The 15,521-nt window shown below is 46.8% G+C and carries 16 protein-coding genes; 8 read left to right on the top strand and 8 right to left on the bottom strand.

Translation table 11 applies throughout. The features are described from left to right. Positions 1-7: 7 nt before the first annotated feature. Positions 8-511 carry a transcriptional regulator NrdR gene (gene nrdR, locus J0L70_RS09095; protein WP_017290070.1) on the top strand — a complete coding sequence of 168 codons (504 nt, stop codon included), beginning with the start codon at positions 8-10 and terminating at the stop codon, positions 509-511. 74 nt (positions 512-585) lie between these two features. Next, positions 586-1,641: a hypothetical protein gene (locus tag J0L70_RS09090; protein ID WP_287454140.1), complete on the top strand. Its 1,056-nt coding sequence runs from the start codon at positions 586-588 to the stop codon at positions 1,639-1,641. Between the two features lie 6 nt (positions 1,642-1,647). Here J0L70_RS09090 and J0L70_RS09085 read toward each other — a convergent pair whose 3' ends face one another. Then, a complete protein-coding gene (locus J0L70_RS09085; protein ID WP_287454139.1) occupies positions 1,648-2,019 on the bottom strand; it encodes a hypothetical protein in 372 nt (123 codons plus the stop codon). Positions 2,020-2,190: 171 nt separating this feature from the next. On the opposite strand from J0L70_RS09085, the gene J0L70_RS09080 reads away from it, so the two are divergent. Continuing rightward, positions 2,191-2,727 (top strand): orange carotenoid protein N-terminal domain-containing protein, encoded by a 537-nt coding sequence (locus J0L70_RS09080; protein WP_017290067.1) that lies wholly within the window; start codon positions 2,191-2,193, stop codon positions 2,725-2,727. Between the two features lie 48 nt (positions 2,728-2,775). Here the strand turns inward: J0L70_RS09080 and J0L70_RS09075 are convergent, their stop codons facing one another. Further along, a complete protein-coding gene (locus J0L70_RS09075) occupies positions 2,776-3,336 on the bottom strand; it encodes a class I SAM-dependent methyltransferase (RefSeq protein WP_190653066.1) in 561 nt (186 codons plus the stop codon). A 216-nt stretch (positions 3,337-3,552) separates the two neighbouring features. Here J0L70_RS09075 and J0L70_RS09070 point away from each other — a divergent pair, with 216 nt between their 5' ends. Beyond that, positions 3,553-4,509: an FkbM family methyltransferase gene (locus tag J0L70_RS09070; RefSeq protein ID WP_287454138.1), complete on the top strand. Its 957-nt coding sequence runs from the start codon at positions 3,553-3,555 to the stop codon at positions 4,507-4,509. A gap of 205 nt (positions 4,510-4,714) precedes the next feature. Here the strand turns inward: J0L70_RS09070 and J0L70_RS09065 are convergent, their stop codons facing one another. The 3 genes from J0L70_RS09065 to J0L70_RS09055 form a co-directional block, all read right to left on the bottom strand. After that, positions 4,715-6,940 carry an O-linked N-acetylglucosamine transferase, SPINDLY family protein gene (locus tag J0L70_RS09065; protein ID WP_287454137.1) on the bottom strand — a complete coding sequence of 742 codons (2,226 nt, stop codon included), beginning with the start codon at positions 6,938-6,940 and terminating at the stop codon, positions 4,715-4,717. 122 nt (positions 6,941-7,062) lie between these two features. Then, complete coding sequence (locus J0L70_RS09060; RefSeq protein WP_017290063.1) at positions 7,063-7,578, bottom strand: type IV pilin-like G/H family protein; 516 nt, start codon at positions 7,576-7,578, stop codon at positions 7,063-7,065. 109 nt (positions 7,579-7,687) lie between these two features. Next, positions 7,688-9,028: a class I SAM-dependent methyltransferase gene (locus J0L70_RS09055; protein WP_287454136.1), complete on the bottom strand. Its 1,341-nt coding sequence runs from the start codon at positions 9,026-9,028 to the stop codon at positions 7,688-7,690. Between the two features lie 177 nt (positions 9,029-9,205). Between J0L70_RS09055 and J0L70_RS09050 the strand changes: the two genes are divergently transcribed. The 3 genes from J0L70_RS09050 to J0L70_RS09040 all read left to right on the top strand — a co-directional run bounded on the left by J0L70_RS09050 (position 9,206) and on the right by J0L70_RS09040 (position 10,431). Continuing rightward, positions 9,206-9,766, top strand: coding sequence for a Uma2 family endonuclease (locus tag J0L70_RS09050; protein WP_287454135.1), 561 nt, complete (start codon positions 9,206-9,208; stop codon positions 9,764-9,766). A gap of 31 nt (positions 9,767-9,797) precedes the next feature. Beyond that, entirely contained in the window at positions 9,798-10,130 is a 333-nt protein-coding gene (locus J0L70_RS09045) for a DUF565 domain-containing protein (RefSeq protein ID WP_017290060.1), read from the top strand. Between the two features lie 85 nt (positions 10,131-10,215). After that, positions 10,216-10,431 (top strand): hypothetical protein, encoded by a 216-nt coding sequence (locus tag J0L70_RS09040; protein WP_017290059.1) that lies wholly within the window; start codon positions 10,216-10,218, stop codon positions 10,429-10,431. 59 nt (positions 10,432-10,490) lie between these two features. On the opposite strand, the gene J0L70_RS09035 is transcribed toward J0L70_RS09040, so the two are convergent. Together J0L70_RS09035 and dnaK are read right to left on the bottom strand one after the other, a co-directional pair. Continuing rightward, entirely contained in the window at positions 10,491-11,468 is a 978-nt protein-coding gene (locus J0L70_RS09035) for a DnaJ C-terminal domain-containing protein (RefSeq protein ID WP_287454134.1), read from the bottom strand. 90 nt (positions 11,469-11,558) lie between these two features. Then, positions 11,559-14,057, bottom strand: coding sequence for a molecular chaperone DnaK (gene dnaK, locus J0L70_RS09030; protein WP_287454133.1), 2,499 nt, complete (start codon positions 14,055-14,057; stop codon positions 11,559-11,561). A 166-nt stretch (positions 14,058-14,223) separates the two neighbouring features. On the opposite strand from dnaK, the gene J0L70_RS09025 reads away from it, so the two are divergent. Continuing rightward, positions 14,224-14,733, top strand: a complete 510-nt coding sequence (locus J0L70_RS09025; protein ID WP_287454132.1) for a L,D-transpeptidase — start codon at positions 14,224-14,226, stop codon at positions 14,731-14,733. A 67-nt stretch (positions 14,734-14,800) separates the two neighbouring features. Here the strand turns inward: J0L70_RS09025 and J0L70_RS09020 are convergent, their stop codons facing one another. Next, positions 14,801-15,427, bottom strand: coding sequence for a (2Fe-2S) ferredoxin domain-containing protein (locus J0L70_RS09020; RefSeq protein ID WP_017290055.1), 627 nt, complete (start codon positions 15,425-15,427; stop codon positions 14,801-14,803). Between the last annotated feature and the right edge of the window lie 94 nt (positions 15,428-15,521).

Here is a 15,521-nt window from a genome sequence, read left to right as displayed (position 1 = left end):
AAAATTTATGCGTTGTCCTGCTTGTCATCATCTCGAAAACCGGGTGCTGGAGTCGCGCTCTGCGGAAAGTGGTCAGAGTGTACGACGACGGCGGGAATGTTTGAAGTGTAATCATCGGTTTACGACGTACGAGCGAGTTGAGTTCGCGCCGCTTGTGGTGGTGAAGGAGAACGGAAATCGCGAGTCGTTTGATCGAGAAAAGTTAGTGCGATCGCTGATGCGAGTTTGCGAACGGACTGCAATTTCAGAAGTGCAGATTGAAACATTAGTCAGTTCGATCGAGGGAATGTTGCAGCAGCGAACGAATCGTGAGATCTTTAGTCGTGAGATTAGTGAGTTGGTGCTGCAGCAGCTACGGGCAATGAGTGAGGCGGCTTGCATTCGCTATGCCTCGGTATACTGTGAATTTGAAAATGTGCATGAATTTTTGGCAACCCTAGAACGGGTCAATCGTTTGCCGGAACGTGAAGATCCTGAAATGGCTGCGACACAAACGCCGTCACTGAACTAAGTTTTTTGTCTCAGTGTTGACGTGGTTCTCGCGATTCGCTTAGTATGCTGTTGCTTTGAAATCTATTGCGACTGATGTCCAGTTCTGCCCTTTCCAGCACAATTGAGATGGCATTGGCAGGCAAAGTTGTTGCTCGATTCGTTCTTGAGCAAGGCGAGTTGCTGATTGGTTCAGATTATGGTGTCATTTTGTTGCCATTGCAGATGGCGCTCAGATCGTTTGAGCCAATTCTGCCAACAATGGAAGTGTATGCAAGTTTTGGACAGGATGACGCTATCGTACAACAGGTTTTAGGGGCATTAGACGCGCATCAGTCGATCGAGATTTTTGGATGTTCCAACGCTGAATCATCGTTTTTATTACGATCGCTGGCACATCAGTTTGAGATGGAGCACGGTGTTTTGTATGTTGAGCAAGCCGATGTGCTCGAAGATGTGTTGCAGTGGATATTTGAACAGTTGTATCGAGTTCCTGCTGATGTCAAGGCTTCTAGAGCAGAGATTCGGGCGGGATTGCGTGACCGACAGGTTCTAGTTTTGCTGAATCATCCAACTTTAACGGGATCTGAGCTTGAACAGCTCAATCAAATCTTGCCGGAAAGTCTGTTCGTGGTGGCTTCGAGTAAACGAAGATTTTTTCAGGCGGATTGTGCGATCGAGGTTTCCGGGCTGGATGAGGGATCATGCCAACCGCAGATTCGTGCTGATCGTGACCCTGAAGCGATTTTTGCAGAGAGCAGATTGCTGAGGGAAACCTTGCAAGCCTATGTGAAGCAGAAGCGATGGGCGGAAGTGCTGAGAATGGTGAAATCGACGGAGAAGGTGTTTGCGATTGCGAAGTTTTGGGGAGCCTGGGAGCAACTCTTGAACTTGGGATTACAGGCTGCCTGGGCGTTGGAAGATGAGGGGGCAGAAGCTTGGACACTACACCAGCTAGGAACATTAGCGTTTTGCCAAGAACAAGTGACGCTCGGATATGATTTGCTGAAACAGGCGTTAGATTTACGGGCTGACTTGGGGGAGAAAACTGCGATCGCGTTTAGTCAGCATAATTTATCGCAATTGAAGGCGCTGATTGTTCCAGTTGAGACTGAAAATCTGCCTCAATACAACCAGCGCTATTTGTTTTAGCAGTCTCTATTTGTCACCGGGCGTGCCGAGTTCGATCGCTTTCTTTACGAGATCATCGTCAACGTTTCCAGCGGTTCCAGACATCGGATTGACTTCTTTTGCGAGGTCTTTGAAATCGTTTGGATCACCTGTTGAGTCAAGCGTTGAAGTTGGGATTTCGACTTCTTCGGGGCGATGAACTTCAAACTGTGGTGCAGTTGCTTCTTCTGCAGCTTCTTTACCTGCTTCAGTGCCGTCAATGCTGCTGGTGCTAAATTCTTGAGCCGCTTCGTAGTCAGCAGAAACATTAATTTTCGGCTCAGGACGATCGCCGCTAGCAACTTCTTCAGCTGCGAGTTGAGCGTCATGTGTTTGGTTTTCTGTATTGAGTTCGGACATAAAAATTCTCCTATCAGGATTGCAGTTGCAATGCTGATAACTTACGCAATTTTGGCTACCGCTTAAACGATCGAAAGGCAGATCTTGAAAGTCGGTCTTTAGAGGGGAGACTTGGAATCGTAAAGCCTGATACCTCTTGTTGTAGATCGAATTACTATAGGAGAGTATTGAATGCCTCAGTCAGCAAGTCAGAACGTTGATCCGTCTGAGTATTTAGGAGATGCAATTACCAGCGCCATTTCAGACTTTAACCAGCTTCAAGTGGATGATAAATTGGCGTTGCTTTATTACGTTTATGAAAAGATGGGTGACTCGATTACACCTGCGGCTCCGCAAGCGGCTGAGCCTGAATTAGCACCAATGCTGCTGGGAGATTTTTATAATTTGTCGCATCAGGATCAACTGCAAGTGATGCGCGATATTGCTAATCGTACAGATAGTGAATATTCGCGCGCTTATGGTGCTCTGAAGGAGAATAATCAGTTACTCGTTTGGTATGTGTGGGCGGTCGCGATGGGAGAATCTGTTGTGGGAATGCCTGCTGAGTATTCTGCGTCGGACAAGATTACAAACTTGTTGAGACGACTCGAATCGTTTGAGTTTGAGCAGCAGATCTCGCTATTGAGAGAGCTAGCAAGCGAGATGGGTTACACCGATGTGAAGCCGGTACAATCACAAGCGGAAACGGGGAAAACAGCAAGTTTGTAGTTGTTAAGCTTGAAGCGATCTAACGTAGTGAGATCGCTTCAAAACAGTTTAGAGTGCTTCTCTCTGCTCATTTGGCTTAACGGATTTCGTTGCAATCATGTTGACACTGATGAGAGTGCCAAGTAAACGTATCGTACTACAGTCATTGAACAAGCCAAACTCTTCAACACAAGTACAATCGACAAACCCGACTTCTTGTAGAAATGCTGCTAATGTGTCTGGATCAAATCCGGCTCGATGAATATCATACGGATTGGTCTGCCCACCATACATGATTCTCATCAGATGATGGCGATCGTAGATAGAAAGATTTGGATTGAGATATAACCAGCAAAGAATCTGTAGGTTCGGAACACTGACCATCAGTTGTCCACCGGGTTTGAGCACACGATGCCATTCTGTCAATGTTCTAATCAATTCATTGTTCAAGCTATGGTGAAAATGCTCTAGGATGTGGCTTGCATAAATTGCTTCGATCGAGTTGTCTGCAAACTGGCTCAGATCGCCTGCGTCTCCAATAAAATCAACTTCTGGGCGAGCTTCGATATCAAAAATTTTCCAGTCTGAATGAACCTCTTTTCCGCCAAGATGTAATTTAATCGAATCCATACGATGGGTCTCCTACACATTATTTCGATTGTCTCTCTGCTTCTGTTTAAACTTGTGGTGCAAATTAGAGGAAGCAAGCTTTAATAAAAACGAAGAATGTCGCGGTAAATCAGTTTCAGTTTGAGAAATCGCTAAACGCTAATTCTTTATATCGCTAAGTCAGCCAGTAGAATCACTTTTTTGAAAAGGCTGATACAAATACGGAAGGAGTCCAACATGCCATTTTTTCTACCGAAACTGAAAGAAAGCGGTCACTTAGCGCGCCTTGATATGACGATCTGCAATGTTGGTTCGCGTAAAATTTCCATGGCAGATGATTATGGTGAGGCTTGGCAGATTTTTGCCCCAGGATTAACGATCTACGGGTTTGATGCAGATCCAGATGCTTGTGATGCTGCGAATCAGCAATTTGAAGCGAAAAATGCGGATTGGAACGAGTTCCATCTCCCAGTTGCGATCGCTGAAAAATCTGAAGCGGCAACTTTGTATATTACTCAGCATCCAATGTGTAGTTCGCTTTATCCACCAAACGAGGCTTTTCTAAAAAAATTCGCAAGTTTATCGGTGATGGCATTGAATCGCATGGCTCAAGTAGAAACTGTGAGCCTGGACGAGTTCTGTGCTTCAGAAGAAATCGGTGGCATTGATTTTTTACAAATTGATGTTCAAGGAGCAGATCTTCAGGTTCTTAAAGGAGCGAAGCATCTTTTAAGCAGTAGTGTTTTAGCGATTCAGGTTGAGATTGAGTATGCGCCTTTGTACATTGGACAACCTCTGTTCGCGGATGTTGATCTCTACCTTAGAGAACAAGGATTTTCGCTATTTGATGTCACGGTTGCTCGTCGTCCTCGATCGATGATTCAATCGGTAAATCGCCCTGGACAGCCGCTTTGGGGAGATGCAATCTATTTACGTGATCTTCAGCAAAATGCAGATGATAGCTTTCAATTTCCTGAACAAGCTTTTAAGCTAGCTTGCATTGCGGATGCGCTTGAGTTAGTAGATTATTCATTGGAACTTTTAAAAACTTTAACCTTGCAGCATGGCAGCGGCTACAACTTTGCAACTGATATTCTTGAAAGCTTGGAGCAAATTTCAGGATTAGAGCAGACGGAAGAGGCAAGAACTCTGATTGCCGAACTGAAGCCTTTTGTAAAAGTTCAGAGTTTATAAATAGTTTTGTGTCAATGCGCAAAATTAGTAATTTAAACGGAAGCCTTCGTTTAGCTGAAGGCAACGCTCAAATCGTTATGCTATCAATTTGAGCGTTGCCTTCTAATCTTGAAAGGTTTCGTCACCTAAACAAGCGGTATCTTGTTTTTTCGGGTGGGAAAACAAAGAACGGGATGCTCCGTTGCCAGTGGTTCATCCAGAAAGACTAGCTTTCTAGATAAGTTCCCCACATCGCTTGATAAGCGCCTTCCATTTCGCGGGCAAACTGCTTACCATTCCACAAAGGAGCAGTTCGTTTCGCTTGATGTAGCTTAGAGATGACACTTTGTCTCAAAGCGGCATCTGTGCCTAAGCGAATTCCCCATTCAATATACTCGCGATCGCTAAAAGCGATGCCTTCAGTGACTCCAACATTCATCATCATGCCGTAGCTATTGCGAGCGGCAAATTGCTCACCCACGCGAGTTACGATTGGAATGCCCATCCAAAGCGTTTCTAGAGTTGTCGTTGCGCCGTTGTAGGGAAACGTATCAAGAACAATATCCGCGATTTGCAAATTCGCCCGATGCGATTGGCAAGACGGATCACCTTCTAAGAACCGAAGCTGGTCTCGCGATACACCCTCTTCTTCAGCAAGTTTATAGAAAAAGTCTTGAACTGAAGCCGTATCAGCGATTCCTTTGATTAAGAAATAGCTATTGGGAACTTGCTTGATGATCTGTAACTGAGTTCTAGCATGATCTTGATGCCGTTTATAGCCGCGTTGAGCACTGAGATAGACAATTGCATCTTCAGGAATATCTAAATCTTCGCGGCGCAAAGTCGGGGGATCGACTTCAAAGCCATCGACTGCAATATAGGTTTGAGGTAAGCGCCAGATTTTCTCACTGTAGTAGCTCTGTGCATCATTCGGCAGGACATAGGGGTCAGCAATGAAATAATCGATCGCTGGAAGCCCAGACGCATCCCAACCGAGCCAAGTGACTTGAATAGGAGCAGGCTTGAGACATAAGACTTGGCAGCTAATATCTAAAGTGATGCTATCGAGATCAATGAGAATGTCAATCTCATCACGGTAAATCTGATCAGCAATTTCTAGATGAGTATCAGCACCGCCTGCATTGAATTTATACGCGTGGTCAACGGCATCAACATACCAGGTTTGTAATGGATCATATACTTCTCGATAGCCGAGAAAATAGCCATAGATTTCAAACTGGTTATGATCATGATGTTGAAATAGCCAGCGGGCTAGCCATCCGACTGAGTGGGTTGCCATGCAGTGAGAGAGATAACCAATTTTGAGAGGCTTGTTTGTTCGATCTCGTTTTTGATGGATGTATTGCTTTCCGTTTTCCGTTGCGTGACGTTGAAGTTCTGTCTGGGCAAATTCTAGAACTTGATTTTCGAGAGTTCGCCACTGTTTCGGTTGATCCTGAAGGTAGACAAGATAGTATCCTGAATTCAGCAATCGTGTTAGATAAGTTGATCCGAGGTTTTCTGGCTGCTGTTTGACAATGGCTGCAAGTAATTCTCTGTGATGCTGAGCGGTTTCTACAGCTTCTTGCCATCGCCCTCCTGTTTCAAGAAATCCCCGCAGAAGCAAGTTGTTGGAGTAGATCTGTTCAGGGAGAGTGTGGGAAAGCTCGTATCGCCGCCGCGCAATCTCAATTCCTTTGTCATAATTGCCCGCGATTTGATGTAGAGAGGCAACTAATCCTAGAATTTCAGTGTGATCGGGATTAATTTTTAACGCGCATTCGGCAAGTTCGATCGCGAATTTACTATTACGATGACTAAAGCCAAATCGGAGTATTCCCGATAAGATAGCATCGACTAGACCAATCGTATCTTGCAAAAGAACGGTCGCAACCTCAGCAAATTTGATCAGTGATGGAGAAGCAGGGGCAGTCTGTAGCAACTTCTGAAAGACATTGAGAAGATATTGAAGTGGAATTTCTTCTGTCGGATCTGTCAGTTGCTGAATCAGTCCAATTTCCTCAAAGGTTGAATCGGTGAGAAGTTCGAGATCGATCGAGAGTGAAACAAGGCTTAGTAGGTTAGTGATATTGGTTGGGCAGATTTCTCGTAAGTGCTGTCGAATTGCCCAAGCTGTAGTCTGTTCTTGCTTCTCTACACGTCGCTCCGCTTCAAGGTGTAAAATCTCACTTAATTCTGCAATCGCTGCATCGATTTGGTTTGCATCGATCTCTGATAGTGCGAATAACCAAGTCGTTTGTGCTTCTTGCTCTTGCTCTTGTAGCAGCAGCAGCAATCCTAATTGCCAGTAGTATGAATATTGAGCAGGCTCTATTTCTATCGCTTTCTCATACAGCTCTGCGGCTTGAGCAAATCTGCCTTGCTCAATGTAAAACTTGGCTTGCTGCTGCCAATCTTGCGACAAACTAGCGGGGGGCATAAAGATTGTCATAAGTTGTCTCTCAGTCTATTTAACAGTGATGGGGAATCAGGCAGATCATGATCTAAAAAATGCAAAGTGGATAGAGAGAATCTACCCACTTTGCATTTGAGTAATTTCAGCGCTAAGCTAAATTACTTGATGACGGAAGAGCCAGCTGCACAAGTTGTTACGTTAGTAGCGGCTGCCAAAGCGGTTTTGGTAGGCGCGTCGCTTTCACAGAGTACTGCGGTCGTGTTAGTTTCGCTGGTGGTAGCATCAGTTTCTACAAATACGGTGCCACCATAGGAGCGGAGCGGATCTTTTTTGGAAGTTCCAGTGCTCAAGCTGGTGGTGGTAGTGCCGCCGCCAGTTGCGTAGAGATAGTTTTCAGTTTCGGAAGCAATGGGCTTCGACAGCTTGGTTAAGTCAGTTGCAAATGCGCTTTTCTCCAAGTAGAATGCCTGCTGAGTCCGAACCAGAGTACCAACGTAGGTTTTAGCTTCGGATTGCTTACCTTTGTTTGCTTGGTTCAAGAAGGAAGGAAGCGCGATCGCTGAGAGAATGCCGATGATGATGATTACAACGAGCAATTCAATCAGGGTGAAACCACCGTCTTTCTTTTTGGAGAGCAAGTGGGTCAAGAATTTTGCTTTGAGTTCGGATTTCATGAGAAAGGTTTCTCCTTTTAAGGTGCGGTTTGTTTGAACTTCTAACGCCTGAATCTAACTTGCCCAACAGTTTCAAGTTTCATATCACCTGCCAAAAAGATCTTCTATTTCAATTGGGCGAGTCCAATAGCAGGTATAGATAGGATTCAAGTTGCTGAATAATCTGTTGCAGCTGTTCAATTGCAGTTTCTACTGAAGTTGCTTCTAGCGTTACAGGATGAACGGGTCTAACTTTCAAATAGCGATCGAGCACGGCTGTAAAGGGCTGAGGGCTGTCCCAAAGGGGTAATAATGCAGCAACGATCGCACCATCAATAAATAAGCTCTCTCCGTCGGGTACTGAGGCAGTCAGGTAGCGTGTGATTAAAAATGGAGCTTGTTGCTCGATGCATTGTTCTAAGCTTTCGCGAACTTCTGAAGTTTTGAGTTGGGGGTGAAGGTGAAGGGTCGATTCTTTCCAGTGAGTGATGTCCCATTCTGCGATCGGAAGTTTGGGTATTGTTGAATTGGCATGACTACACCAGAAGTCTAATAATCGATGTCTTGCATGAAAAAGCTCATATAGATGAAGTTGTTGTTCAATAGAGCATCCCGGCAAACCCATAGCTAAGAAAGGGGGAAGATTATCTGGTTCTTGAAAAAGAGTGGTCAAATTCCATTGCTGCCAGTTCACCATGCTAATGAAGCCGAGATCAGCGCGCTGCAATCCATCAAATAAGTCTGGAATGGTGTAACCCTTGTCTTCTTGGAAAAGCAGATTCATTAACACCCATTCGTTCCGCCCGTCGCCCTCTGGGTTATGGCGAAGCGTTGTCTTGAGTGAAACCTCTGGTTTGAGAGCTTTTAGGGTTTCGAGTGCAATTTCAATCTCTAAATCTTCTGGGTTGTTTTCCATTAGCCCCATTAATTTAAATAGCTTTTGCGCTCGAAAGTACATAAACCGTTGAAGCTCGCTATGGAGATTGCTGCGAATGATGCCGCGTGGTTTCAGCACAGACTTCATTGCTCTGAGTCCATCTGCAATATCGGGAAATAAGTAGAGGACTTCATCACAGTTGATGTAATCAAATTCCATGCCAAGCTGGGGGAGTTCCTCAATCGAGAGGACATGAAATTCGGCGTTCTCAATGCCGTGATACGCGAGGCGCTTCCGGGCAAGCTCGATCGATTTCTCAGAGAGATCGACTCCAACAATCTTTGCTCCTGGATTTGCTAACGCTAGAGACAGGCATTTACTGCCACTTCCACATCCTGCATCTAAAATGCAAGCCGTTGAGGGATCGATCATCGTTCGATCTCTTCGATAGAATGCTGTCATTAGATTGTGAATAAACAGCAGATTTGCATTGCCTTGGGGCGAAGTTTCGATCGGGATGCGCGGATAAGGTTCAAATTCAAACTGCTGCCGAATCTTCTCAAGTTGGTCTGGGGATGCGGCGCTGCTCGTCATTGGTGGTTCTCCTAGGATGCGACTGAAGCTGAAAACTTCAACCAATATGCCTGCAAGATCTAGATGTACCTCCGTGCGTTTACGGTGAACTGTGGAGGGTGGGAAAGTCATAAGGTGGGGAATCTGCGGGGTTTGGACGGTAAAATTGCAGTAGGTCAAGGCAGGAGACTGATCTCGATGACGGTTACTACTTATCGCTGGACGCTCGATCGCTATCATCAAGCCGTAGAAGCAGGCATTTTCGACGATCAGCCTGTGGAGCTGTTGAATGGAGAATTAATCACGATGTCGCCTGAAGGACTGCCTCATGCAAGTTTGAGCAGTAGTGGAGCGAACTATATTAGAAAGCTGCTGGGAGAACGCGCCTTTATTCGAGAAGGCAAGCCGATCACAATTCCTGAAAGTGCGTCCGAACCCGAACCCGATATTGCGATCGTAGATGCGGATGAAGAGATCTATTTTCAGCATCATCCCTATCCAGAAAATATCTTTTGGGTGATTGAATACTCAAATTCAAGCTTGAATAAAGATACGGAATCCAAGCGGAAAATCTATGCAGCAGCCGAAATTCGAGAGTATTGGGTGGTGAACTTGAAGCAGATGGAATTGATTGTTTACCGCGATCCAGTTGAGGGTGATTATCGATCCGAGCAGAAATTGATTGCAGGCAAGATTCGACCGTTGGCTTTTTTGGATGTAGAAATCGAGGTCGATCGCTTGATTCGGAGATCGGTCTAATATCTTTCACGCTAAATTTTGGGCAGATGCGATGCAGAATACTCGACTTAGTACGATCGTCAATACAACCGCCGCACAGCTAAATCAAACCTTTCAAAATCCTTGGCGACGGATTTCGCTGCTGTTGATTAGTTGGCTGTTGGGATTTTTTCTGGGAAGCGCAATCTCAACGACTGCAGGGCAGCAGGCTGAGTTGGATATTGTTGCAGCCGCTGTTATTGTGCTCGTGATAGAAGTGATTAGCTGGCTTGCTTATGGCGGGAGTGAACGGTATCGGCGATCGTTGATTGCGGATGTTCTGAATTCCCTAAAGATTGGGGTAATGTATAGCCTATTTCTCGAGGCATTTAAGCTGGGGAGTTAGAGGAAGAGGTTGCAGATGCTCGTTAGAATAACAAAGGGCTAGATGTGTCCTAGGAGAACTCATATAACAAGACTCTGGAGAGACTATGACGGAAAGTACAGAAATTAATTGTGCCGAGATGTGCCAAAACGGCTGCGTTTTAGGAGATAAATGTCCGAATCGCGAGTATACACAGCAAGCGAGTCAGTTTATTAGTGATACTCCGTTGGATAAGATGTTGGAAATTGCGGAAGAGGCAGTACGGAAAAAAGCGATGGAGCGGATGTCTGCGCCGCCGCAATGGGTTATTCCAGAAGAGTAGAACAAGATTTGTTGTAAGGTGAGAACTCCGAGTTTTTCAAAAAACTCGGAGTTCTTGAGTTATACAGGAAGATTTTTTCGAGGATTGAATTGCTCGATTTGACGGAGCTTTTCGTAGAGTTCGCGTTCTTGATCGCTGAGTTCTTTGGGAATGACGATCGTGAGTTCAACGATCTGATCCCCGCGATCGCCGTTCAAATCTGGATATCCTTTATTGGCTAAACGAAGTTTTTGACCAGAACGGACTCCTGGAGGAATATTCATTTTCACCAGTCCGTCTAAGGTTGGAACTTCCACAGGTGCGCCTAACACCGCCTCACTGGGCGTAATGGGAAGAAGGCAACTAATATCTGAGCCATCGAGTTTGAAAAATGGATGGGGAAGCACTTCGATTTTGAGATACAGATCGCCGCCATTCACGCCTTGGTCACGCAGGCGGATTTTTTGACCGGTCACCATATGTTTGGGCATGTTGACTTCTAACGATCGACCATCTTCGAGTCGAATTCGCTCTCGTCCTCCGGCATAGGCTTTTTCGAGCGGAACTGTCAAACGCGCCTCTGCATCTCGTGGAGTTGGTTTTTTAACGGTATAGCTTTCTTTCACCGTACCCGGGCGGAATGGGTCGGGTTCTCTTCGGGGAGGTGGAGAAGCCGTACGAGGAGGTCGCTGAATGGGAATCTCCTCAAACATCGGTTCAGGGTTTGGCGTGCGCTGGCTCAAGACTTCATCAAAGAATTCATGGAAATCTTTCCATTTGCTGTAGCTAGATTCATTGCTCCGTCCTTTTTGACCGTTTTGGAAACCCCGCTGTTTCCAGAAGCCGCCAAACTCGTCGTATTTGGCGCGCTTTTGAGGGTCAGAAAGGACACCATACGCTTCGCTGAGGGCTTTAAATTTCTCTTCTGCTGTCTTGTTTCCGGGATTGAGATCAGGGTGATACTGGCGTGCTAAGCGACGGTAAGCACGTTTGATGTCTTCAGCAGGTGCGCTATTGTTAACGCCCAAAATCTCGTAATAATTGCGGAAACTTTGCATAGAAAAGAACGGCTAGGAAAGCGGCTTAGGGAGTAGAGTGTAACACTGTTTTGAGAAATCAGAGCAGTCTGGCTCTCCTCTAGTTCTCTCTTACAGCCAGTCGTCTTCATCGTCCCAGTTATCTTGGCGATAATCAGGGCGGTTGGGACGTTTGCGCGGGGTATCGTCACGACGAGATTGACGATCGTTGTAATAATCGTCTTCGTAATCATCACGACGCGGCGGATTCGTTGGTTTGTCGTAATTCTCGCGTCGGGGCGGAGTTCCATAATCGTAATACTCAGAATCGCCAGAGCTTTGGCTACCGTAAGGATCTGGGTTACGACGCGGCGGCGGGGTGGATGTGCGATCGCTATAAGGATCTGGATTGCGGCGCGGTGGATTGTAATCGTCGGAGCCGCCATAAGGATCTGGGTTACGACGCGGTGGGTTGTAATCGTCAGACCCGCTGTAAGGATCTGGTTTACGGCGTGGCGGATTGTAATCAGAACCACTGCCATATGCGTCAGGATTACGACGGGGTGGAGTGGTGAAATCGGCATTGTTGCGCGGTGGATTTGCGCTGTACGGATCGCGATAATCGTCTCGGCGGGGATAGATTTCAGGTTCGCGCGACGGATTTAGGGCATAGCCGCTGCGTCCACCGCTCCAATAGTCATCTCGACGAGAAGAATCGTAGTAGTCGCGGCGATTGTCGTAGTAATAGTCGTCATCGTCTTCGAGGAAGAAGTCTTTGATCGATTGCAGAATGCCGCCTTCGCCTTCTTCGATTTTGTTTTGCTGGTAAATTTCGCGGTTGAGATCGTAGATGGCATCTTTGAGATCGGCTTCTGCAATATCGACTCCGCGATCGTCATTATTGGCAAGCGCTTGCCGTAGACGTTGCACTAGGGGTTCGATCCGGTTGCGATATGGCGTGACAAATTGATAGCCGAAATCGAGTGTGGCTTCTCGCAGTTGCCGCTCGGCTTGGAAAGTCATCGCCTCGGCGCGGTTGCGCTTTTCCACTTTTTGTTTGCGAAGTTCATCAACTTGGGCAAATTCTTCAGCGTTGCGGATCATTTGCTTGATCTCTTCATCGCTTAAAGTGGAAGCGCCTTGAATCGTGATACTTTGTTCGCGTCCAGTGGTGCGATCCATCGCAGTCACTTGAAGAATTCCGTTGGCATCGATATCGAAAGCAACTTGAATTTGCGGTATCCCACGAGGTGCGGGGGGAATGCCCATGAGTTTAAAGCGACCCAGCGATTTGTTGCCGGATGCCATGTCGCGTTCACCTTGAAGCACGTGAACTTCAACGACCGTTTGATTGTCCTCAGAGGTTGAAAACGTATCCGATCGACGAGTCGGAATTGTTGTGCCACGGGGAATGAGTTTTTTCATAATTCCGCCGATCGTTTCTAAACCAACCGAGAGCGGAGTGACATCTAAGAGCAGGATATCTTTGAGTTCGCCTGCGAGAATTCCAGCTTGAATTGCTGCGCCAACTGCAACGACTTCATCGGGGTTGACGTTTTGATTCGGTTCGAGGTTAATCAGCGATCGTACAACTTCTTGAACCATCGGCATTCGCGTTGCGCCACCGACCAGCACGACTTCATCAATGTCGCGAGGAGACAGTCCTGCGTCGCGGAAGGCATTGCGGAGCGGTTCTCTCAGACGAGAGAGCAGATCGCCGCAGAGGCTTTCAAATTGCGATCGCGTTAAGCGAGTTTCTAAGTGTTTGGGTCCGTTTTGATCGGCTGCAATGAAGGGGAGGTTGATTTCTGTGACGCCTACACCCGAAAGCTCGATTTTGGCTTTTTCGGCTGCTTCAGTCAGACGTTGCAAGGATTGACGTTCTTTACGGAGATCGATGCCTTCTTGTTCTAAAAATTGTTCGGCGAGCCAATCGACGATCTTTTTGTCGAATTCGCCGCCGCCGAGTTCAGTGTCGCCACTGGTCGATTTGACTTCAAATACGCCATCGCCCACGTCGAGAATCGATACGTCAAACGTTCCGCCGCCGAGGTCAAAGACGAGAATCGTTTCACTTTGAACGCGATCGAGACCGTAAGCGAGAGAAGCGGCAGTCGGTTCGTTGAGAATTCGTTTGACTTCTAAGCCTGCAATTCTTCCGGCATCGCGGGTCGCTTGACGTTGGGAGTCGTTGAAATAGGCGGGAACGGTGATGACTGCGCCGGTGACTTTTTCGCCCAAGTAGCGCCCTGCTTCGTCGGCAAGTTTTTTGAGGATTTGGGCAGAGATTTCTTCAGGGGCGAAATCGCGCTCAAGTCTGGGGCATTTCAGTTTGATATTGCCCGATTCGTCTTTGCGAATGGTGTAGGGAACTCGTTTGGATTCGGGGTTGAGTTCGGCATATCTTCGTCCCATAAAGCGTTTGACCCCAAAAAAGGTGTTTTGGGGGTCGAGAACGGCTTGGCGACGGGCAAGTTGACCGACGAGGCGTTCCCCTTCTTTGCTGACACCCACAACGGAGGGGGTGGTTCGCATTCCTTCGGCGTTGGCAATGACGACGGGTTTTCCGCCTTCCATGACTGCCACGACTGAATTAGTTGTACCGAGGTCAATTCCAACGACTCTACCCATTCGTTTCTCTAACCTTTCACTGCAAAAGAAGGTTTGCTGGATTTATTCTATCTTGCTACTCATCCATCGGGGTTTCCGGCTGATGATGAGATGCAGTGCGATCGCAGCTTGATTATTTTAGTGAAGTTTGCAGGAATTATCTTAAGAAGCGTGAAAGTAGTGTGATATGAAATGGATTTTGGTGTTAATCAGTTCCCTAACAATCGGTGGCGCAATTGCCGATATGACTCCAGTACGGGCGGATTGGAGAGAGACGGCAGAGATTGTGCTGTCTGAGCCGCAGCCGAGTTTGATGCGAGTAGTCGTGCGGACGAAAGCGCGCCGAGTTTATGTCTATGAGGGAAATGTGATTACTGCGAGTTTTGCGATCGCGGTTGGCAAAAAAGGATGGGAGACTCCGCCAGGACAATATCAGGTATTTTCCAAGGAAGTGAATCCGGTTTTTAAGAATTTTAAGACGGGAAATGTGATTCGGCCGGGTGCGGACAATCCATTAGGTGTGAGATGGATTGGGTTTTGGACGGATGGCAAGACGCAGCTAGGATTTCATGGAACGAATCAGCCTGAGTTGATTGGACAGGCAGTGTCGCATGGATGTATTCGGATGAAGAATAAAGATGTGGTCGCGCTGTTTGAGAAAGTGTCGATCGGGACTCCGGTGATTGTCGAGCCTTGAGATCTGTAAAAAAACGGATTCGCTAAATGTGAGGCAGCGAATCCGGTTAAAGATAAAACGAGTATTTTTAGGCTGAAATTGGCAGGACTTCAATCTCTCGTTGAGGAGCGATCGGGTTAATTTCAGGCTGTGTGGGTTCAATTGCCGGGGCGAAATGTTCATCGATGAGCGTCGCCACATCTTTGGGATTGAGTTTGGTGTAGCGAGTCTTGTCGAGCACGACGGGGACTTTGCCGCAGGCTTTCATGCAGCCCGTACCCTTGAGGGTGACTTGATCTTCGAGTCCTCGATCGCTTAAAGCTTGCTCGATCGCGCCGCAGATCGCTTTGCCGCCTCGTTTCATACAGCTTGATTTCTGGCAGACGAGAATCGATTGTTTTTTGGGTTTGGGGCTTGAGGCTTGAGGAGCCGGAAGTTCGAGTTGAGCGACCGAGTTTACAGGTTTGATCCAATAGGCTTTGAACTTGAAGGCGTTTTCGGAACGATCGTATTTTTGCCAGCCGCCGACTTGAATTTGATCACCGGGTAAGAGCGTTTGACCGAGGGTTGCTCGGGCAAGTTTAGTCATTTTGATGGAATATTCACCATTTTCAGTGGCAAGGTTGAGGCGCTTGATTTTGTAGCCATCTTTGAAGACGTAGCCGAGAAACTTACCCGAAAAGCAAAATTCTGTCGATCGCTGGTCTTGAGTCATGGTTTTACGGAGAATGCGTCCTAGGTTATTGCTAATAATATGCAATAGCTCCTGAAATCAAACATACCCGAATTGCATATTATTTGCAAATACT

It is taken from the genome of Leptolyngbya sp. UWPOB_LEPTO1, assembly GCF_017302695.1.
Lineage (GTDB): Bacteria > Cyanobacteriota > Cyanobacteriia > Leptolyngbyales > Leptolyngbyaceae > Leptolyngbya > Leptolyngbya boryana.
Note: the sequence above shows the minus strand (reverse complement) of the source record. Positions and strands in the feature narration are given on the sequence as shown.